This window comes from Azospirillum sp. B4 (genome assembly GCF_000333275.1).
In the GTDB taxonomy this organism is placed as follows: domain Bacteria; phylum Pseudomonadota; class Alphaproteobacteria; order Azospirillales; family Azospirillaceae; genus Nitrospirillum.
Genome location: NZ_BACU01000050.1, coordinates 1 through 20,369 on the forward strand (window position 1 = coordinate 1; position 20,369 = coordinate 20,369).

Genomic DNA, 20,369 nt, shown 5'->3' on the forward strand with positions numbered 1-20,369 from the left:
CATGCCTGGGCTGATAATATCGATAAATAGATAATATTGCCGGATATTATTCGAAATATCCGAAATTTTGCTTTGCTTGAGCGAAGCATGTTTCCTCCCAATTTCAGCAATCAAAGGCGCGATTGGTTCGGATCGTCTACGCGGTTCCTGACCAAACTAAGCGCCTGGTTGTATTATCCATAAATTTTATCCATGTTCAATCCTGGCGGGCGGGCAAAAAGCAATCCATTGGTATAGGTAACTATATATTTTCCCGTCATAGTTTCAGTTGGTGGCGGCAGTGTGAAAGTGGTGGAGCTGGATCCCTGGACATCATGGAGCGACTACGCCCGTTCAGGCCGACAGCGCGGTGCTGACGGCGCTGGGTGCGGCCGAACTGGGCTCTGGCTGTGAACTGGCGCCGAAGTAGAAATCCTTGGGAGGGTAAGGCAACAAACTGAAACGACGACAGAAGGTGGCAGAAGGTCGGGGCCTGACCGGCGCCGATCAGGAGCGTTGTGCAGCGTTGCGGGGACGGAGGGGAGCGCCCGAACTGCCGTCCGCCCTCGCTGCAATGGGAAGGTCAAATGCTTCCACTTACGCCATGCCACCAAGACCGGGACCGGCCCTCGGCCTGGAGGCACCTGCCGACTCTATATTTTAGCAGATTTCCGAGCCCGTCCATGTGTGGGCGGAGTTCAGAGAGTCTGCTTGGCGGCGGTCCTATGGGCGCTGGGGCTGGAAAGGTGGGCCGATCATGCCGTTCCCGTCGGCCGGCGGGCCATTCTGCTGGCCGCGCCTGGCCTCGGGAAGGGGGATGGTGGCGGCCTTAGAACGAATACTTGGCTTTCACGCCGAAGGTCCGCAGGTCCGGCAGGGCGGCGATCGCGGCCGCGTTGATGGAATAGCTGAAGGTCTTGTTCAGCAACGATCCGTCAATGACACTCGTATAGTTGTGGTTGTCGAACAAGTTGGTCACGAAAAAACTCGGCGCTGATGGTCTTGGTGTTCAGGCCTAAACGCAGATTGACGTTGGTCAGGTCGGGCGACCTCAGGATGTTGGCGGCGTCCGACCAAACACCCGACTTGTAGGTGAAGTCGCCGCGGACATAGGCGCTCGACCCTGCGATCAGGTCCAAGTCGTGGGTGTACTGCAGTCCGATGGCGGCGGAATACTTGGACGTCAGCGGGTCCTCCTTGCCCGTGAAGTCTGTGACGCCGGTCATCTGCGTCACCGAGGGGGAGACCAGCTTCTCGATGTAGCTGTCGTTGATGGCGCCACTGACGTTCAGTTGCAGGCCATGCGCCAGAACGGCTGTGATGTCACCCTCGACACCCGTCATCTTCACACGGCCAGCGTTCAGGGTGGCGTTGACCGATTGGCTTGAGCCCGTGCTGGGATCGAAAATCAGCATGGCCGCGTTGTTGATCTGATTTTTCCAGACCGCGCGGTAGGCGTCGATGGTGTACCGCACCCTGTTATCGAACAGCTTACCCTTGATGCCGATCTCATAATTGTCGATCTGCTCCGGCTCCACTTCGATCTTGTAGCCGTTGGCCGCCGCCGTCTGCTGCACCAGCGCGGTGCCGGACAGGAAGGCGGTGTTGAAGGCGCCGGGATTCACGCCCTCGGAATACGAAGCGTAGACCATGGTGTCGGGCGTGACGTCGTACTGGATGATCGCGCGCGGCAGGAAGCTCTGGTACTCATGGCTGGCGATCTGGGCGCCGCCCGCGTAGGTGTCGATGGGCAGGAAGGCGTTGGACTTGACCGTCAGGCCCGACGGCGGGGCGTAGGCGTACAGATGATCCACCTGGTAGCGGCCGTCCACGCTGACCGTCAACGCGTCGGTCAGCTGGTAGCTGAGGCCGTAGAACACGCCCACCGTCTTGCTGCGGGTCATGCCGTTGATGGTGGAGAAGGACGTGACGCCAAGCGCGCCGTTGCCGCCACCCAGGGCATTCTGGCTTTTGGCGTCCAGGAAGCTGGCGCCCAGTGTGCCCCTGAAGGGACCCTGGTTGTAGGTCGCGCGCAGTTCCTGCGACACATCCTCGTTTTTGCGCTCCACCAGGTAGGGGTAGTCAAAATAACTGCGTGAGCCGGTGCCACCGTAGGGATTGGTCTGGGTGGTGTCGTAGTAGTTATCAAGGTCGGCCAATTCACTATAATATTCGTGGTTGTAACCGGTGAGCGAGCTGATGACCAGGTTCGTTTCCGGCACCTCGTAGTCCATGGCCAGATGAAGGTGATAATACTGGCTGACCAGGCCATAACCCTGTACGCCATCGCCCGGGTCGATCAGGCGGCTCGTGGGATTCGCCAGGAAGGTCTTGATGAAGGCGTCATTGGCCGTGTTGGCCGAGGGCGAACCGATCAGCTTGGGCGCCGTGCCACAAATGTAGGCGTTCTTGACCGCGACGCCCAAGGCGGTCACGCCATTCAGCGTGCAGTTGGACTGGCTGGGCACCACCACATTGCCGCTGGCGCCGGTGATGGTGTAGGCGCTGATCAAGCCCTGGGCCGACGGTCCGTCGTCATCGGCGGTGATCATGCCGTAGAACTTGGCGGTGAAGTGTTCGCTGGGCGTGAACTTCAGCGCCACGCTGCCCGATCGGGTTTCCTGGTCGCCCAGGGTCTGGCCTGGCACGCCGGCATTGGTGTAGGAGCCATCCTTGGCGAACTCGCGCGCTTCCACCCGGATGCCCAGCTTGTCGGAAACGATGGGGCCGCTGAGTTCGGCCTGGAAGTCGCGGTTGTTGCGGGTGCCCAACATGCCACTGATGGAACCGCCCCAATCGTCCGTGTTCGGGTCCCTGGTGATGACGTTGACGGCGCCGGCGAAGGTCTGGCGGCCGAAATAGGCGCTTTGCGGACCCTTCAGCACCTCTACCCGTTCCGGATCGGTGACGTTGCTGATGGCGGTGGCGGAAGACACCGGCACGCCGTCGAGGAAGATCGATGTCGTTTGCGAGAGCGCGTTAGAGGGCGTGAAGCCGCGGATGATGACCTGCTGGAAGGACCGGTCGTTACGGCCGGCACTGCTGTTGACCACCTTCATGCCCGGCGTGAAGGCGGAGATGTCCTGGACGGAGACGATGCCGCGCGCCGCGATGTCTTCGGCCGTCAGCGCGGACACCGCCACCGGGGTCTTCAGGATGTCCTCGCCCGTCTTGCGGGCGGTGACCACGATTTCAGTCAGTTCGTCCGCGCCGGCGGTGTCGGCGGCCGCGGCTTGCGGGGCCGGCGGTGTCGCGGCTGTGCTGATTTGCGCGTAGGCGGATGAGGTGGCGCCTGCGATCAGCAGCGCCAGCAGCGACGTGGCGGTGCGCATGCGCATGTTGAAATTAGCCATATGATGCCCCTGTTCTTTGAATATTCGTTGGTTTTGCGTGCGCTGTGGGATTTTCCCCAATTATGGAGAACGGTCAGAAGGGCTTGGTGACGCCCAGGAAGGCCATGACCAGGACCAGTCCCCAGATGGCGAAGACGGTCAGGCGCAAGGGATTCCAGAAGGGGGCGGGCACGAAGGGCGCGCCGGGCACGGGGGGCACGGGCGGCTTCATCAGCAGCAGGATGCGGACCAGGACGCCCAGCAGCAGCAGCACGCCGAACAGCGTGATCTTGGTGGCCAGCCAGCGGCTTTCCACGGGCGATCCCGTCACCAGGCAGGTGATGCCCAGCCCCATGAAGGCCAGGGTGGCCAGGACGCGCACGCCCAGGTCGACCTTGAAAAGCAGCCTGGCCCAGGGCGTGCCCTGGCGCAGATAGATCATCCACACCAGCCACAGCCAGGCGCCGGCGGCCACCCAAAGGGCCGCCAACGCCATGCCGCCCAAGGGCAAGCCCCAGTTGCTGGCCAGGGTCAGTCCCACCGGCACCATCAGCACCATGGCGGTGCGCGGACCCATGTCTATACGGCCACTGGCCTTGCGCAACCGTTCCCGCGCGTTGCCGGTCAGGTCGGCCTTGTTCGCCCCCATGCTGGTGATGAACACCCCCAGGTCCGTGCCCAGCCAATAGGCGAACAGCACCACATGCAGAAACGCCACTGCGCGAAACGGATCAATGTGCACGCCCACAAACGCCCCCTGTCGCTTTGGAAATCGCGGCATCTGGACACGCACGGTCATGCGGCCGCCTTTGGCGCGGCCGTCATGTCATTTCAAAATCGGAAAACCGTGTGCGCTTTCGGCACGCCCTTGCGGGATTGCCCGCCTGCCTGTCGATTTGAGTATGGGGAAGGGCGACGGTGTGCAGGAAATGCAAAGTGATTGCGCGGGCATACAAATTGTTTATGGCCAGAACCTTGTCACGCCGGCCCTGGCCCCCCGACCGAGGGAGCGGCGGCGGCACGGAACTGGCTCTCGTGCCGCGGATGTCAAGTTCGCTTAACGCCGCCAGCCTGGCCGGCCGGGCCAGCCGGGAAGGTGTCGCGCAGCAGGGCGACCAGGCGCTGCGCCAGGGGCCGCAGCGGCGCGTCGGACCGGTGCAGCAGGCCGGCCTGGCGGACGATCGGCATGTCCGGCGCCGCGAGGGCCGTGGCGGTCGAGCCCATCACCATGTCGGCGGGTAGCAGCGCCAGAAATCCCTCATGCAGGACCAGGGACCGCATCAGCGCCAGGCTGTCCACCCGCACCGATGCCGATGGCATGGCCTGCCGGCCACCCGCGAAATAGCGCACCATGAAATCATCCGCATGCGGCCGGTCCAGCAGGGCCCAGCGCTGGCGCGTCAGGTCGGCCATGGTCAGGGACGCGGCCCCCGCCAGCGGGTGGTCCACCCCGGCGAAGACGGCGAAGGGCACGGGCGCCAACGCCTGGAACGCCAGACCCGGCCCCATGCGGCTGGCTGGCGCCACCACCAGGGCCAGGTCAACCTGGCCGTCCAGCAGCAGGGGCACGGCCTCCTCGATAAAGACCTGGCGCACGGTGACCGACACCTGGGGAACGGACCCTTGGTCATGTTCCGTCACCAGGCGGGCGATGGCGCGATGGATGTGATGGTCGACAAACATCTCCCCCACCGCCAGGGTCAGTTCGCCACCCAACCCTTCCGCCGCCAGCCGCACCTCATGCCGGGCGCGCTCCGCCTCGTTGATCATGAACTTGGCGTGCTGGTACATCGCCTGGCCGGCGCGGGTGCTGCGCACGCCGCTGGCGCCCCGGTCCAGCAATTGCGTGCCCACGAAATCCTCCAGCGCGCGGATGCTGCGGGTCAAGGCCGGTTGCGTCAGGTGCACCTGCTGGGCGGCGCGTGAAAACGATCCTTGTTCGACCACGGCGATGAAGTGCCGCAATTGCCGCAGATCCATGGGTCGCGGTTCCTCCTGCCAATCAATGCCTCACCAATAAATCCAAGGTATAGGGGCAAAACAAAAAAGCAATTGCCGCCTATTCGATGGGTGGATACCGTCACTCCCGAAATTAATCACCAATTCAACGCGTTGCCGGCGGCATCCCTCATGCCGCCAAAGGGCGCGGCTGCGCCTGGCGCCCGGCGTTCGAGGGAACATTCAAAAACAGGGGGTAACCATGCCGGTCGAAATAAACGGGCTGCTGAACCATAATCTGGGGACGGAGATCGATCCCGTTCCTTTCAGTCATTACGACGTCCAGGGGATCGCGGCGCAGGCGCGGCTGCACGATGTCCATGGGTACGACCGCGTGCTGATCGCCAACGCGGCCGTCATGCCTGACAACATTTCCACCGCCGGCTATGTCGCGGCGGTGACGGAACGGTTGGGCGTCATGCTGGCCCACCGTCCCGGCTTCATCGCGCCCACCATGGCGGCCCGCCTGCTGGCCACCCTGGACCTGCTGCTGAAGGGCCGCCTGGGCGTGCACATCATCACCGCGGCCAGCGATGTCGAGACCCAGGCGGACGGCGACTATCTGACCAAGATCCAGCGTTACGAGCGGTCGCGCGAATACATCGGCATCCTGCGCCAGATCTGGGCGGCGCCGGCGCCGGTGGACCACGAGGGCGCGTGGTACCGCTTCAACGGCGGCTTCGCGGCGGTGAAGGCCACGCGGCCCAGCATTCCCGTCTATTTCGGCGGCCTGTCGCCGGAGGCGATCGCGGTGGGGGCCGAGTGCGCCGATACCTTCGCCACCCTCAGCGACACGGTGGCCGGCATGGCCGAGGTGGTGGCCAAGGTGCGGGCGGCGGCCCCCGCCGGGCGCGACCCCCGTTTCCTCATGTCCATCCGTGTCGTGCTGGGCGAGACGGAGGACGCCGCCTGGGACGAGGCCGCGCGCATCGAACGGCGCATCCGCGATTTGACACCGCCCCGGCCCGCCAATGCCGGAAAACCGGCGGCGGCCGGCTTCCAGCGCACGGCCGACCTGGCGCAGCAGGGCGACCGGCTGGAGAAATGCTTCTGGAACGGCATTAACAAGCTGCGCGGCGGCCAGAGCAACAGCGGCACGCTGGTGGGCACGCCGGACCAGCTGGTCGACGCGCTGATGGACTATTACGCCGCCGGTGTCAGCGGCTTCATCGTGCGCGGCTATCATGGCCTGGATGATGTGGAATGGGTGGGACGCGACATCATTCCGGCCCTGCGGGCGGCGGCCGACGCCTATGACAGGAAAACGCATCCATAGATTTCGCGCATGCCCGAGGCGGTAAATCTCATTTTTCCGCACCATTCGGCCGCGCCATCATGCCGGCCGTTGGGAACAAGGCATCGCGACCCGGCGCCGGCCCGAAGCGGCCGGCCCTGCCACCAACGTCGCCATGGCCACGCATTCAAGGAAAATCGATGATAGAGATTGTGGGGCTACTGGCCGGAACGCGCGCCTCCGAGGAAAGCAAGGGGCCGCCGATGCCATTCGACCCGGCCTTCATCGCCGAATATGCCCGCGCTTATGAGGAGGCGGGCTTCGACCGCATACTGATCGGGCAAAACGCGCGCTCGGTCGACAGCCTGGCGGTGGCGGGCTGGGCGGCGGCGGCGACCAGCCGGCTGAAGCTGATGATCGCCCACCGCCCCGGCTTCATCGCCCCCACCATGGCGGCCCGCGCCCTGGCCACGCTGGACCAGTTGAGCGGCGGCCGGGTGGGGGTGCACATCATCACCGCCTTCAGCGACGCCGAGACCCGCAACGACGGCGACTATCTGACCAAGGAACAACGCTACCACCGGTCACGCGAATATGTCGGCATCCTGCGGGCCATGTGGGCGGCCGAGGCCCCCATCGACCATACGGGCGACTATTATCGCTTCGAAGGCGCCTTTTCCGAGGTGCGGCCGGCGCAGCCGTCCATTCCCATCTTCTGGGGCGGGGCATCGGAACTGGGCGTCCGCTATGGCGCGGAATTGGCCGATGTCTATGCCCTGGGGCCGGGTAGCGTCGCCCAGATCGGGGGCCAGGTGGAAATGGTCAAGGCGGCGGCGCGGGCCCATGGCCGCACGCCCCGCTTCTCCATGTCCATGCGCCTGGTGATCGCCGACACCGATGCCGCCGCCTGGGAGCGGGCGGCGCGCCTGCTCGCCACGGTGGAGGAGAACCAGGCCGCGCGGGGGCTGCTGGGCCGCGACCTGGGCAGGGCCGCCGACGATGTGACGCGGAAGGCGGTGGAGGCGGACGTGGCCGCTGACGACCCCTGCCTGTGGACAGGCCTGACCCTGGCCACCCAGGGGCGGACCCAGGTCATGTGCCTGGTGGGAGCGCCGGATACGCTGGTGGCGGCCCTAGGCCATTATTACCGCGCCGGCATCGACAACTTCCTCATCACCGGCTTCGACAACCTGGGCGACACCGCCCGCATCGGCGCGGAGATCGCGCCGCCTCTCCGCCGTCTGGCCGCCGCCGCGCCGCGTGTGGCATGACGGCGCCCGCCCCTTATACTATTGCGATGTGCCGGTTCGCGCCGGTGCGGGCGTTCGCCGCCGATGGCGCCTTCCTGCCTGACGCCCTGGCGGACAATGTGGCGCGCCATTGCGCGCAGATCGAACGGGCGGCGGGCGACCATGGGGCGCGCCTGGTCGCATTCCCGGAATTCGCGCTCACCGGCCATGCCATGCTGTCCAACGACCAGTGGGTGGCGGGCAGCCTGACCTTCCCGGGCCCCGAGACCGACCGCATCGCCGAGGCGGCGCAGCGGGCCGGCGCCTATGTCGTCATCCAGGCGGCGGAACGGCACGCGGCCTTCCCCGGCCGTTATTTCCTGTCGGCCGCCATCCTGACACCGGACCGGGGCGTGGCGCTGGTCCATCGCAAGAACTACGCGTTCTCCCTGCGCACCAGTCCCATCGACGTGCATGACGCCTTCGTCGACGCGTTCGGGCCGGATGCGTTCCTGCCGGTGCTGGACACGCCCCTGGGCGGCCTGGGCCTCACCATCGGGGCGGAGCCGCATTGGCCGGAGGCCATCCGCTCCCTGGCGATGAAGGGGGCGGAACTGGTCATCAACCCCATCGCGGCCACCCCCCGGATCGACTACATGGGCCGGCCGGGGGCGGGGGTGGCGCGCCAGGCGCGGGCGTTCGAGAACATGATCTATTTCGCCATGACCAATGTTGCTGGGACCAATATCGCCGCTACCAACGTCGCCGGTGGCGAGGACGCGCCGCCGCCCGAGATCTACGACTACAAGGGCGCCGCCGCCGGCGTGGCCGCCGGGGCGTTCACGCTGGCGACGGTGGACATGGCGGCCCTCAGGGCCTGGCGGGCCACGCCGGCCGCCAACTTCCTGGCGCAGATCCAGCCCATCCATGACAGCCGGCACGAGGCCGCCCCCTGGCCCCGCAACATCCTGCCGGACGCCCCCGCCGCCGATGCCGCGCGCATCGTCGGGGTGGAGGCGGCGGTGTGGCGCGGGATGAAGGCCTACCGCGAGCCGTGATCCGCCGGGGCTCAGAGCCGCATGGCGCCGGACAGGCGATTGACGGTGAAGCGCAGGGCCGTCGTCACATAGGACCGTGACCGGGTGATGATGCAGAGGCGGGAACTCAAGGGCTCGACCTCGCTGTCGATCTCCACCAGGTCGCCGCGCTGCACCTCCTGGGCGACGTCCGACAGCGCCACCAGGGTCAGGTAGTCCCCCTTCAGCGCGATCAGCCGCAGCATACCGGGCAGGGCGCAGCGGATGCGGATGGGGTTGATCGAGCGTTCCACCCCCAGCATCCGGCAATAGAAGGCGTCGGCGCCCGGCGTGTCGTAGACCGCCCAGGCGGCGGCGGCCAGATCCGCGCGTGTCACGCCCTGGCGGCCGGCCAGGGGGTGGGACGCCCGCGCCACCAGCACCATGGGCACGGCGCCAATCTCCGTCACCACCAGGCCGGCCTCGTCCAGGCCCTCGCGCCAGATGTCGACCAGGGCGTCGATCTCGCCCCGGCGCAGCTTGCCCATCAGCACCGCCAATTCGCCATAATCCAGCGACATGAACAGGTCGCTGCGCTCGCCGCACACCTCGCTCAGCGCCGCGGCGATGGGCTCCTGCACGGCGCTGGGGCCCAGGCCCAGGCGGACGTGGCCCAGGCGGCCCTCGCGCATGGCCGACAGGTCGGCGGTGGCGTGGGCCGTGCCGTTCAGGATGATGCGGGCATGCTCGGCGAAGGCCTCGCCGTAGCGGGTCAGCGCCACGCCGGAGCGGCCCCGGTCCAGCAGCGTGACCTTCAGCGATTCCTCCAGCTTCTGGATGCTGCGCGTCAGTGTCGGCTGGGTGACGTTCTGCTCGACCGAGGCCTGGGTGATGGAGCCGTGTTCCACAGCCGCCAGGAAGTGCCGGATTTGTCTCAGCTGCATCTTGCCCGATCCTGGTTGTGCGCCCTTGTCAGATTGGGCGTCTTCGGCGGCCTTGAATCAATTTGCCGGAAAAATCATGTCCGCGTGTCGGTCAATCGCAGCAATTCATTGTCTGAACGGTGTCGCCATAGACGGATTGCATGGACGGGCACGCCGAATCAATTAGTGCCCAAGGGGACCGGCCGGCATCATTCCCGGCAGACAAGGACACGAAAAACAGGGCGATGGGCAATGGGACGTTTCGGCTTCGGGCGCATCGCCGCCCTGGCCTTGGGCGCGCTGCTCCTGCTTGCGGCGGCACTTCTGGGCAGCATGCGGCTGGGGTGGTGGAACCCCGGATACGAGGCGGTGCGGGCACGCCAGGCCACGCCACCCTCGCGCTTCGAGCGGGTGGGTGACGCGCTGGTGCACATGCGGGACGAGGGGCAGGGGCCCGCCGTCCTGATGCTGCACAGCTCCATGACCAACCTGCGCCTGTGGGACGATTGGGCCGATCAGCTGCTGAAGGGCGGCTACCGCGTCGTCCGTCTCGACTGGCCGCCGTACGGCCTGACCGTCGACCCCACGCCGTCCCGGGGCATGCCCACCGCGCTGTCCCTGGTGGAGCGGTTCGTGGAGCAGCGCAAGCTGGAGCGCTTCGTCATCGTCGCCAGTTCCAGCGGTGCGACCCTGGCCACGCTCTACGCCGCCCGCCATCCGGAAAAGGTGCGGGCGCTGGCGCTGTCCACCCTGCCGCTGAAGGCGCCGCCGCCCACGCCCGTCTCCTGGTTCGTGTCGACGCTGCTGTGGCTGCACCTGAACCTGGTGCCCAACTACAGTCCGGAGATCTTCTACCGGGAATCCCTGGCGCAGCTTTACGGCCGGCCGGAGCGGCTGAAGGCCGAGACCGTGCGCTGGTATTATGAGACCAACAACATCCCCGGCGGCTTCAAGCGCGTCACCCAGTACCTGGAGGCCAACCAGAAGAACTTCTGGAAGACCGGCGCGGGAGATGAGGCGGCGGCCGTCACGGTGCCCATCCTGCTGCAATGGGGCGACCGCGACATCGTCCTGCCCATCGACCGGGCGGAGGAGGCGCGGCGGATGTTCGCCAATGCCCCCATGCGGATCATCCATTATCCCGACGTCGGCCACTATCCCATGCTGGAACTGCCGGGCCCCACCGGTGCCGACCTCAAGACCTTTCTCGACGCCCTGCCGGCCGACAACGCCGCGCCCGCCAGCCCCTGAAGGATACGCACGCCATGGCCAAACCCGCGACCCTCCGGCAGCCGGTGGCGATCCCACCGGGGGATGAGCCCGCGGCGGAAACGGCGACGGCGGTGGGGGAAGGCGACGGACGCCTGTCCACCTTCACGCTGCTGGCCTATGCCGCCATGGCGCTGGGCCCGTCGCTCTTCGCGCTGGCCATCAACGTCATGCTGCCCCAGCTCTATGCCAAGGAACTGGGGCTGTCGCTGGAGGCCATCGGCGTCTCGCTGCTGACCATCCGCATCTTCGACGCCTTTTCCGACCAGGTGGTGGGCTATCTGTCCGACCGGACGCGCACCCGGCTGGGGGCCCGCAAGCCCTGGATGATCGCCGGCACGGTGCTGACGCTGGTGGCCTGCTATTACCTGTTCATGCCACCCGCCGGTTGCGGCATCGGCTATTTCGCCTTCTGGCGGCTGGCCTATGACATCGGCTGGACCATGACCACGGTCACCTTCTATGCGTGGGGCGCGGAACTCAGCCCCGATTACCGCGACCGCTCGCGCGTCACCGGCTTCAGCGGGGTCAGCACCAATCTGGGCGTGATCATCAAGAACCTGGCGCCCATCGTCCTGTTCTGGCTGGGGGTGACCCGCAGTTCCGCTTTCTCGATGGAGATGTTCAAGGCGCTGTACTGGATCTTCCTGCCCATCATCGCCGTGCTGACCGTCGTGTCGGTCCTTTTCACCCCCTCTGGGACCGCGACGACGCGGGAGGGGCTGGACTTCCCGGGCCTCGCCCGCTCCATGCGCACCAACAAGCCGTTCTGGACCTACGTCTGCGGCTTCTTCATCGCCGCCTTCGGCCAGGGCATGCTGGCGCTGTTGTTCACCTTCTATGACAGCCACCTGAAGATCGGGCCCTGGTACCCCTATCTCATGATGGGTTTCGGCGGTGTCACCGTGCTGGCCATCCCGGCCTGGGTGCGCCTGGCCAACCGCATTGGCAAACACCGCGCCTATACGGTCGCCATGGTGGTGGGGGCGGTGTCGATCCAGGCGTTCTGGTTCATCGATCCCCGGGCCCACACCCAGGCCATGGTGGCCCTGATCGGCGCCGTCATCCTGTTCCTGGTGGCGTTCTCCAGCGCCTGCAGCTTCGTGGCCCCCGCCGCCATGCTGGCCGACGTGGTGGACTATGGCACCTGGCGCACCCGCACCGCGCGGGCCGGTTCCTATTTCGCCTTCTATTCGCTCATCACCAAGATCGCCACGGCCATCGGCAGCGGCCTGGGCTTCATCCTGCTGGGGCTGTTCCATTACAACGTGAAGGAAGGGGCCGGGAACGGGCCCTTCGCCACCTTCGGCCTGCTGTTCACGGTGTTGTTGTTGCCCGGTGTGCTGCAGATCGCCGGTGGCCTGGTCATCTGGCGCTTTCCGCTGGACAAGCGCCGGCATGACATCCTGCGCCGGCGCATCGCGTCCCGGCCGGCGGAGCCCGGCACCGGCCAATAATCCGGTCCATGCCGCGAGACGGCCCGGGAGAGGCGGCGGGCGTGACGCTGTCGGTCGTGGCTGCTAACCTGCCATGACCGCCGGGGTAGCGGTCTTTTTCCAGTCCGTATGATGTGGCAGCGCCCGTGACTCTCAAAGGTATCATCCAGGACATCGTCGACGAGATGCGCGCCGCGCCCGATCGTGGCAAGGTCGCGACCTACATCCCCAGCCTGGCCAAGGTCGACCCCGCCAGGTTTGGCATGGCGGTCTATACCGCCGATGGGGCGTGCCACGCCGGCGGTGACGATGAGGTCGGCTTTTCCATCCAGTCGATATCCAAGGTCTTTTCCCTGACACTGGCCCTGGGCAAGGCGGGGGACCAGCTGTGGGAACGGGTGGGGCGCGAGCCTTCCGGCACGGCGTTCAATTCCATCGTCCAGCTTGAGGCGGAGCGGGGGGTTCCGCGGAACCCCTTCATCAATGCCGGCGCCATCGTCGTGACGGATGTGAACCTGGCCGGGCATCCACCCCGTGAGGCCATCGGCGAACTTGTCCAGTTCGTCCGCTATCTGGCGGAGGATGAAACCATCGCCATCAATGAAGAAGTTGCCCGGTCGGAGGAGCGCACAGGCGAACGCAACCGGGCCCTGGCCCATTTCATGAAGTCCTACGGCGTGCTCCGGCATGCGCCTGATCTGGTGTTGGGCACCTATTTCCATGCCTGCGCCATCGAGATGACCTGCCGCCAGCTCGCCGCCGCCGGGCGCTACCTGATGCTGGATGGCTGCCATCCGGCGGGCGGCCGCACCATCTCGTCCCTACGGACCCGCCGCATCCTGTCCCTGATGCTTACCTGCGGCCATTATGACGCCAGCGGCGACATCGCCTTCCGTGTCGGCATCCCGGCCAAGTCCGGCGTCGGCGGCGGCATATTGGCCATCGTTCCCGGCCGGGCCTCCATCGCCGTCTGGTCCCCCGGCCTGAACGCCAACGGCAACTCCCAGCTGGGCAGCCTCGCCCTGGAGCGCCTGGCCGAGGCCACGGGGTGGAGCCTGTTCAACCCCGGCCGCCCGCCAGATCGATGACGCGGCGGGCGCTTCCACGAAGTCCATGGCCAGATGGGTGTCGCGGCCTTCCTTGCCATGGCAAATCTGAAAAAGCGCCAGAAAGCTGAAGATGCGCTGTTGGATCGGGGTGACCTCATGCACTAATGAATCTGCGGCTGCTGTCCATCGTCCGGATGATGCGCGGGCTCAGCCAGTAGATCAGGGACAGCAGCAGGCGGTTGCCCTTCCACAGCCAGGTCGTGGCGTTCAGGAGCCAAAGCAGGATGGGCGCGCGGGGGACGCCGAGCATGGCGGAGACCTCAGGCCCGAGCAGGTACCGTATCAGGGCCGTTGTTATCCGGCCGAAGCCCCAGGGCAGCAGCCGGCGCACCGTGGCCAGTTCCTGGTGGATCAGGTCGGTGGCCTGTGGGGTGGCGGCGGCGTTGCGGCGGAACAGGGTATCCAGCAGCCGGCGTCCGTCGGCCACGGTGCGCGGCTGCAACTCCGGCCGCAGGCCCAGCAGGAACAGCACCGTCTTCCAGGCCATGAAGGTGCACTCTTCCTCCACCGCCGACTGCGTGATCCCCAGCAGGGCCAGACCGTCGATGGTGGTGAAGCAGAAATGCAGCATGGCTTGGCACAACGCTTCCTGGTTGATGGGTTGGCCATAGCGTGCGAAGTCCCACCGCGTGTCGTCGCGGGGTTGCCGCATGGTCAGCAGGATGCGCTGCACGGCATGGGCCAGGCGCAGCTTCTGCACGGTGATGATGCCCCGCCCCTTGTGGATGGAAACATCCGGTGGCAGCCCTTCGGCGTTGCCATAGGGCGGCCAGGTGCTCAGGGTCTGCATCAGGCGCCCTTCCAGGGTGAAGTTGAGGATGAAGGAGGGCAGGGTGCGCAGTTGCTGACTGACGTTGACCGGATTGAAAATCTGGGCCGTCCAGAAGGCGTGGGCGCCACCGGGGTTGGTGATGAAGAAGTTCCACGACCGCAGCACCACCACCAAGACCGTCACGGGGCCGTACGCCTCGAACAGCGCCGAAGCCACATCGAGGCGGCGGCTATCCACCCAGTCGGGATAGCGGACCGGTGTGTCCATGAAGGTCCGGATGGCGGCCGGCAGGTCGTCCGGCATGGGGCTGTCCCAACCATCCAGATAAGTTTTTTTTAGCCGGATCAGAGCCATATGCCCCGCTTCCGGCGTGGGGAAACTCTCGAAGTAGGCTCGCATGATGCCGTCCACCTCGGGATCGGCCGTCTGCTTCATGCGGTCAAGGAAGGCGTCGCTCCAACGTTGGACGGCCCCTTCACCAGGATTTGGCGCGTCGGATGTCATATCGGGGGGCTCCGGCTTCATCGTGGAGAGCGAGGCAGGGGAAGGGGCTATCCGCCGCTTGCCTACAGTTTGAGCTGGGATTCGATCTTCCGGTTGACGTCAGCCCAGCCGATGATCTTCGGACTCAGCCACTCGACGATGTAGAAAAACAGCTTGTGGCCTTTCCACAGCCAGCGGGTTGTACGGAACAGCCACAGCACCAGCTTCGGGTCTGGTATTTTGAGCATGTCCGAGGTCTCCTTGCCGATCAGGTAGCGCATCAGGGCCGCCGGCACGGACTTGTAGCCCCAAGGCAGGAAGCGCCGCACCACGGCCAACTCCTCCTCGATCAGCGCCGCCGCCTCTGGCGTGCCCTGGGCGTGCCGCCGGTAGCTGATTTCCAGCAGCCGTCTGCCATCGGCGACGTCGCGAGGTTGCATCTCCTCGCGCAGCCCCAACAGGAAGGCGACCGTCTTCCACGCCATGAACGTCGCTTCCTCCTCATCCGCGCTCTGCACGATGCCGAGGTCCTTCAGGCCATCGATGGTGCTGAAGCAGAAATGGAGCGTGGCCTGGGACAAATCCTCCTGGTTTACCGGTGCGCCGAACCGCGCCCAGTTCCAGTCCAGTTTCGGATCACGCTGCTTCAGCGTCAGGATGATGCGGTGGATGGCATGCGCCATGCGCAGTTTTTGCACCGTGATGATGCCGCGTGATTTGTAGATGGAAACGCCCGGCGGCAATCCGGGCGCGTTGTTCTTTGGCGGCCACGTGGTCAGCGTCTGTGTCAGGCGCCCTTGCAGTGTGAAGTTCAGCATGAAGGCTGGCAGGAGCTTCATCCGGCGGGATACCGATTCAGGGCTGAAGATCTGGGCCACGTAGAATGCGTGCGCCCCTGCGGGGTTGGTCCAGAAAAGCGTTGCCGATTTGAGCAGCAGCGTGACGATGGACGCCGGTCCGTACGCCATGAACAGATCCGATGCGATGTCGATACGCCGGGGATCGACCCAGTCCGGATAGTCGACGGGCTTATCGAAAAAGGCGCGGATCGCCGGGGGAAGGTCCGCCGGCATGGGCGCATCCCACTCATCGATATAGCGCCGCTTGAGCGCGAAGAGCGCTTTGCTGCCCTCCGCCTCCGATGGAAAACTGTCGAAGTAGGCGCGCACGATGTCGTCCACCTCGGGATCGGTCTGCAACCGCATCGCGTTCAGGAACTCATTGGTCCACCGGTTTCCCGGCGCCCCGGCCACCACCACTTCCTCCACCGCTGACAAGCTGCTCATGCCGTCCTCCTTCCTTGGGGGGGCTGATCGCCGGATTGCATCGGAATCGGGGCTGACACCTTTAGCCTGATGGCACGCCAACCGCATCCGAAGCGCGATAAATAAACTAATGAGAGTATTATATACAACAATATCGCGTTATGCGATATGTTTGCTGGTGCCGCGATGCCGTTCGGACGATTCCGCCAAGAGCGATGCGGCCGCTGGATGGGAGACCATGAAAATGATCCGGATGATCGTGTCGCAGTCTTTTCTTTGGATGTGCGCCTCTATCCTCCTGTGCGTGGTGCCCCAAACGCTTTTGAGTTGGTTTGGGATTCCGCCCGTAGCCTATCAGGATGTGCTCGCCCGCCTGTTCGGTTCGGAACTCGCGGGACTGGCCATGGTGAGCTACTTCACACGTCAACTCGCCCATACGCCGCGCAGGAAATACCTCGCCGCCGCCTATTCTGTCAGTAACACATTGGGATTTATTACGACATTCAGCGCCGTGATCTCTGGAATGCCGGGTATCCCAATTTTATTGCTGTCAGTTCTGTACCTTGTCTATGCTATTTTCTTCATATATCATATTTTGCGTGGGGGTGATTTTGTGAGTGAGCGCCCCGGTGCCCCCGCGCCTTAGCGTCTCCGCCCTGATCGGCGCGGTCAGCCCCGAACCGCGGGCTTTTCACCCACAGCGCCCCAGCACTGCCCGGCGAAGACGCGCTCGACGCCACGGACTTCAAGCCCGGCGTTGACCATCAGCGTGCGCAGTTCATCGCCCGTGAGGAATTTGTGCACCCCCAACCGCTCCCGCCGGCGGATTTGCGCGACGTAGTAGAAGATACGCAGCGTCGATAGCAGGTAGCGGCCACCGAGGCCGACGGTGTCAAGGAAGCCATGCCGCTCGCCATGGCGGCGCAGTGTCTCGCGATAGACCCGCAATGAACTGAAGCCGGTGCCGAAAACCGTCACCACGACACGGCCGCCAGGCTTGACCACGCGGCGGAACTCGGCCATCGACAGGGCGCGCGATGCGTCATCAAGGAGATGAAGTACGCAACAGCAGATCACCTGGTCGAAGGTGTTGTCCGCGAACGGCAGGGACTTGGTGAGGTCGGCGAAAAGAAAGGTCCCGCTCGGCGCTTTGCGCCGGCACATCTCCAGCGCCGAGGCGACATAGTCGGTGCCCGTCACCCGCGCGCCACGCGCCAGCACCTCCATAGCGATATTACCGGTACCGGTGCCAGCGTCGAGCACATGGTCGCCGGGACCGGCACCGGAAGCGGTGACGTTCCACGCGATCATGTCACGATAAGGGATCGCTTCGTTAAGGGTGTCATAGAAATTGAAATAACGGCGCCAGAAAGACTGTCCTTCCCTGCCGTCGTCGACCAGAACCCCATCCACCACCAGTGCAGGCTCCTTACCCATGCGTGCCTCCTTATGGTAATGCGCCGGTCGGAAGACCGATCGACAGAGATGATGAAGCTCGCTCTGTAATTGTCTCCTAACGACTAAAAGTGGTGTATCAGGGTGGCGCGCTTTCGGCCTCGCGCCGAAATATGGAAACGCTCCAGCGGCTCAGTCCACCTCGGGGTCGCGCAGGCGTCCGGCGACGCGGCGCAGGGACAGCAGCGCCACGATGCCCGCGAAAACCTCCCACAGCTGGCTGCTGACGATCACGGTCAGAATGCCGAAGAAGCTCTTCTGATCCAGAAGGCTGATCCGCGCCAGCAATTCATCCAGCCTCGTGCCGGTCACGGGCAGTTCCGTTTTCATCCATAGGCAGAACTCCAGCCCCAGCGCCAGGCCAACGGTGGGAATGCCGATCCAGAAGAAGAGGGTGACCATCTGGGAAAAAAAGAACACGGCTTTGCCCACCAGCGCCAGGTAGCGCACCGGGTTGAAATCCATCAGGCGCTGCCCCAGGTCCAGGGCCCGCATGGTCATCCTCTGCACCTGTTCGACCCGCAACCACAGGCGTGGATCCGGTCCACGGAACAGGGTGCGGCGGACGCCCCGCCAGAACCGTTTGCGCGCGCGCTTGCCAGCGTCGCGGCTGTAGACGTTGTGCTCATGGTAGGAACTGATGTCCGGACGCAGCCGCGCCGCCACCGTCTCGTACAACAGGGTGGAGCGGATCATGCGCAGGGTGTTGAAGTTCATAGGGATGGAATAGCGCCGGGACAGCTGCATGAAGCTGATCCAGATGCGGGCCGAGGTCCGTTCCCACCATTGAGAATGCTTGCTGCGGAAGGCATAGAGATCCTGCCAGAAGACCTTTTCCACTTCCTTGGTGAAGGCGTCGCGGTGGATGGGGGGCAGCGGCTCGATCAGCAGCAGTGCCGCCTGCGCCATCTGCGCCACGTCCTGCCGGTGGTGCGCCTGGACCAACTGGCGCCATATATGCCGCTCGCCCTCCGTATAGGACCCGCAACTGCCGAAATCCAGCAGCACGATCTCATTGCCCGGCCGTACCAGGATGTTGGCCGGGTGCGGATCGCAGTGGAACACCAGGTTCTCGAACATGCAGAAGTGGTTGGTGCGCAGCAGCAGGGAGGCCAGGCGTTTCGGCTCGATCTCAAAACGGTCCATCAGATCCAGGACCCGTTTGTTGCCGTTCTCCACCGCGTCCAGGATTTCGGTCATGAAGATGCCGGTGACGTATTCCATCACCAGCACATCCTCCGACGACATCCCGACATGCACATGCGGCGCGCGCACGGCGTCGATCCCGGCCTTGCGCAGGCCGCGTCCGAACAGCTCCGCCGAGCGGGCCTCCTGTTTGAAATCCAGCTCGTCCATCAGGATGTCGCGGAACTCCGTCACCAGGTTGGCGGTCAGCCCGCCCCGCAGGAAGGTCAACCCCTCCAGCAGCCTCAGGACCCAGCCCAGCGCGCGGCAGTCGGCGGCGAAGGTCTTGCCGATGCCGGGCCGGCGCACCTTGACCGCCACCCGCTCGCCGGTCTTGCGCAGCACCGCCTGATAGACGCAGGCGACGGAGCCGGAGCCGATGGGGACCGGATCGAAGGAGGAAAAGACATCGTCCATGGTGCGGACCCGCCCGTCGCGCAGGACGGCCTGGTTCGATCCATCCTGGTTCAGCGATCGCTCGATCATGCGAATGGCGCGCGCCGTCTTGAAGGGCTTCACCTTGTCCAGCAGCTTGGACAGCTCATGCGCGTAGGCGTAGGGAAGCAGGTCGATGCGCAACGCCAGTTGCTGGCCGAACTTGATGGCCGATCCGCCCATCCATTCGAACATCTGGCGTAGGCGGCGCGCGCGATAGGGGGCGTCCGTCCGCAGCAGCAGGGTGTCGAACAGATTTAGGAGGAAAAGATAAAAGACGGCGGAGAACCATACCGCCAGCCGGAACAGCACCCGGGGCCAGCCGGCCTGGACGCGTGGCCGGCGCATCATCGTGGGACTGACCGTGCCCGCGTCCGGTTCATCCGATTTCACGACCAGCGACGCCCGGCGGAATTTCGGCGCCTGCTGCAGCACGTCATCGATGACCGCCGAGGTGCTGGGGCGTTCCCGCAAGTGCGGGTCGGGAGCCAAGCCCGCCTCGGCCAGCATGACCTCCACCTCGGCTTCGTTCCACCGGCGCCGGCCCCGGGACTTGCCGCCCCGGGACTTGCCCTTGACGGCAGGCGGCGGCGGCGGCGCGGGTAGGGCGAGGGACGTGTCGCCAGGAGGGAGGCGGCGGCGCTCACGCTCGGCCAGAGCGCGCTCGACCCGCCGCGACCCGGGGGAGAGGTCGATATACCTCACCGCAGGAACGGCAAGGGAACGGCCAAGCTGCGGATGACCTGCTTGGTCAGCTTGCGCGTGCCCTTGGTGTCGAAGGCCAGGGCGAGGTCATAGGGCACCTCGCTGATTTCCTTCAGCGCCTCGCCGGTGGCCTTGGAGACGTTCTTGGCCACATCCCGCAGGGCGCCGTCGCGCTTCTTGCCAGCGGAACGGTCGCGCCGTTCCAGATAGACGTCGAAGCCCAAGGCCACGGCCTTCGCCACCTTGCGCGAGGCCTTGGTCACCCGCCGTTCGAAGCGCTGGCCGTCCTTAAGGCCCTTGGAATACTTATACTCCGGATCGGTTTCGTCATCATCGACCGTGACGGTGACGGCGACCTTGGCGGGCGAGGTGTCCGCGGCGGTCTCTTGTTTGGACAGGGTCTTTGTGTCGGTGGTCATGGACATGGTTCCTTTCAAAGGCCGGGAAGGATCATCGGCCGGGCTATGGGGCAGGCGGGGGGAACGGCAGGCCAGGCAACTATCGGAAGCCAAACGGCGCTGAGCCGAACGGCGTTAAAAGGTGA

At 65.1% G+C, this 20,369-nt stretch carries 16 protein-coding genes; 7 read left to right on the forward strand and 9 right to left on the reverse strand.

Features of this window, described 5'->3' with window-relative positions:
• Positions 1-914 precede the first annotated feature (914 nt).
• From I55_RS02030 to I55_RS32645, 3 genes are all read right to left on the reverse strand, one after another.
• Entirely contained in the window at positions 915-3,332 is a 2,418-nt protein-coding gene (locus I55_RS02030; RefSeq protein WP_049973751.1) for a TonB-dependent receptor, read from the reverse strand.
• Positions 3,333-3,405: 73 nt separating this feature from the next.
• Positions 3,406-4,029 (reverse strand): hypothetical protein, encoded by a 624-nt coding sequence (locus I55_RS32640; protein WP_049973752.1) that lies wholly within the window; start codon positions 4,027-4,029, stop codon positions 3,406-3,408.
• Between the two features lie 329 nt (positions 4,030-4,358).
• A complete protein-coding gene (locus I55_RS32645) occupies positions 4,359-5,291 on the reverse strand; it encodes a LysR family transcriptional regulator (protein WP_049973753.1) in 933 nt (310 codons plus the stop codon).
• 220 nt (positions 5,292-5,511) lie between these two features.
• Here I55_RS32645 and I55_RS02045 point away from each other — a divergent pair, with 220 nt between their 5' ends.
• The 3 genes from I55_RS02045 to I55_RS02055 all read left to right on the forward strand — a co-directional run bounded on the left by I55_RS02045 (position 5,512) and on the right by I55_RS02055 (position 8,830).
• On the forward strand, positions 5,512-6,585 hold the full coding sequence (locus tag I55_RS02045; RefSeq protein ID WP_044558793.1) for an LLM class flavin-dependent oxidoreductase: 1,074 nt from the start codon (positions 5,512-5,514) through the stop codon (positions 6,583-6,585).
• A 158-nt stretch (positions 6,586-6,743) separates the two neighbouring features.
• Positions 6,744-7,814: an LLM class flavin-dependent oxidoreductase gene (locus I55_RS02050; RefSeq protein ID WP_044558794.1), complete on the forward strand. Its 1,071-nt coding sequence runs from the start codon at positions 6,744-6,746 to the stop codon at positions 7,812-7,814.
• Positions 7,815-7,840: 26 nt separating this feature from the next.
• The gene (locus I55_RS02055; protein WP_044558795.1) at positions 7,841-8,830 is read left to right on the forward strand and encodes a nitrilase-related carbon-nitrogen hydrolase; all 990 of its coding nucleotides are present in this window, start codon (positions 7,841-7,843) and stop codon (positions 8,828-8,830) included.
• Positions 8,831-8,841: 11 nt separating this feature from the next.
• Here the strand turns inward: I55_RS02055 and I55_RS02060 are convergent, their stop codons facing one another.
• The gene (locus I55_RS02060; RefSeq protein WP_044558796.1) at positions 8,842-9,732 is read right to left on the reverse strand and encodes a LysR family transcriptional regulator; all 891 of its coding nucleotides are present in this window, start codon (positions 9,730-9,732) and stop codon (positions 8,842-8,844) included.
• A gap of 231 nt (positions 9,733-9,963) precedes the next feature.
• On the opposite strand from I55_RS02060, the gene I55_RS02065 reads away from it, so the two are divergent.
• The 3 genes from I55_RS02065 (at position 9,964) to I55_RS02075 (ending at position 13,504) form a co-directional block, all read left to right on the forward strand.
• Positions 9,964-10,962 (forward strand): alpha/beta fold hydrolase, encoded by a 999-nt coding sequence (locus I55_RS02065; RefSeq protein WP_044558797.1) that lies wholly within the window; start codon positions 9,964-9,966, stop codon positions 10,960-10,962.
• Positions 10,963-10,976: 14 nt separating this feature from the next.
• Complete coding sequence (locus I55_RS02070; RefSeq protein ID WP_044558798.1) at positions 10,977-12,437, forward strand: MFS transporter; 1,461 nt, start codon at positions 10,977-10,979, stop codon at positions 12,435-12,437.
• Between the two features lie 125 nt (positions 12,438-12,562).
• Positions 12,563-13,504, forward strand: coding sequence for a glutaminase (locus I55_RS02075; protein ID WP_044558799.1), 942 nt, complete (start codon positions 12,563-12,565; stop codon positions 13,502-13,504).
• A gap of 115 nt (positions 13,505-13,619) precedes the next feature.
• On the opposite strand, the gene I55_RS02080 is transcribed toward I55_RS02075, so the two are convergent.
• Both I55_RS02080 and I55_RS02085 read right to left on the reverse strand, forming a co-directional pair.
• Positions 13,620-14,801 carry an oxygenase MpaB family protein gene (locus I55_RS02080; RefSeq protein WP_044558800.1) on the reverse strand — a complete coding sequence of 394 codons (1,182 nt, stop codon included), beginning with the start codon at positions 14,799-14,801 and terminating at the stop codon, positions 13,620-13,622.
• Positions 14,802-14,863: 62 nt separating this feature from the next.
• Positions 14,864-16,066, reverse strand: a complete 1,203-nt coding sequence (locus I55_RS02085; protein ID WP_044558801.1) for an oxygenase MpaB family protein — start codon at positions 16,064-16,066, stop codon at positions 14,864-14,866.
• 223 nt (positions 16,067-16,289) lie between these two features.
• Here I55_RS02085 and I55_RS02090 point away from each other — a divergent pair, with 223 nt between their 5' ends.
• Positions 16,290-16,691 (forward strand): hypothetical protein, encoded by a 402-nt coding sequence (locus tag I55_RS02090; RefSeq protein ID WP_044558802.1) that lies wholly within the window; start codon positions 16,290-16,292, stop codon positions 16,689-16,691.
• A gap of 23 nt (positions 16,692-16,714) precedes the next feature.
• Here the strand turns inward: I55_RS02090 and I55_RS32650 are convergent, their stop codons facing one another.
• The 3 genes from I55_RS32650 to I55_RS02105 form a co-directional block, all read right to left on the reverse strand.
• Entirely contained in the window at positions 16,715-17,482 is a 768-nt protein-coding gene (locus I55_RS32650) for a class I SAM-dependent methyltransferase (RefSeq protein WP_049973755.1), read from the reverse strand.
• A gap of 150 nt (positions 17,483-17,632) precedes the next feature.
• A complete protein-coding gene (locus I55_RS02100; protein WP_148293532.1) occupies positions 17,633-19,825 on the reverse strand; it encodes an AarF/ABC1/UbiB kinase family protein in 2,193 nt (730 codons plus the stop codon).
• Positions 19,822-20,244: a hypothetical protein gene (locus tag I55_RS02105; RefSeq protein WP_148293533.1), complete on the reverse strand. Its 423-nt coding sequence runs from the start codon at positions 20,242-20,244 to the stop codon at positions 19,822-19,824. Before I55_RS02105 ends, I55_RS02100 begins: the two co-directional genes overlap by 4 nt.
• Positions 20,245-20,369 lie beyond the last annotated feature (125 nt).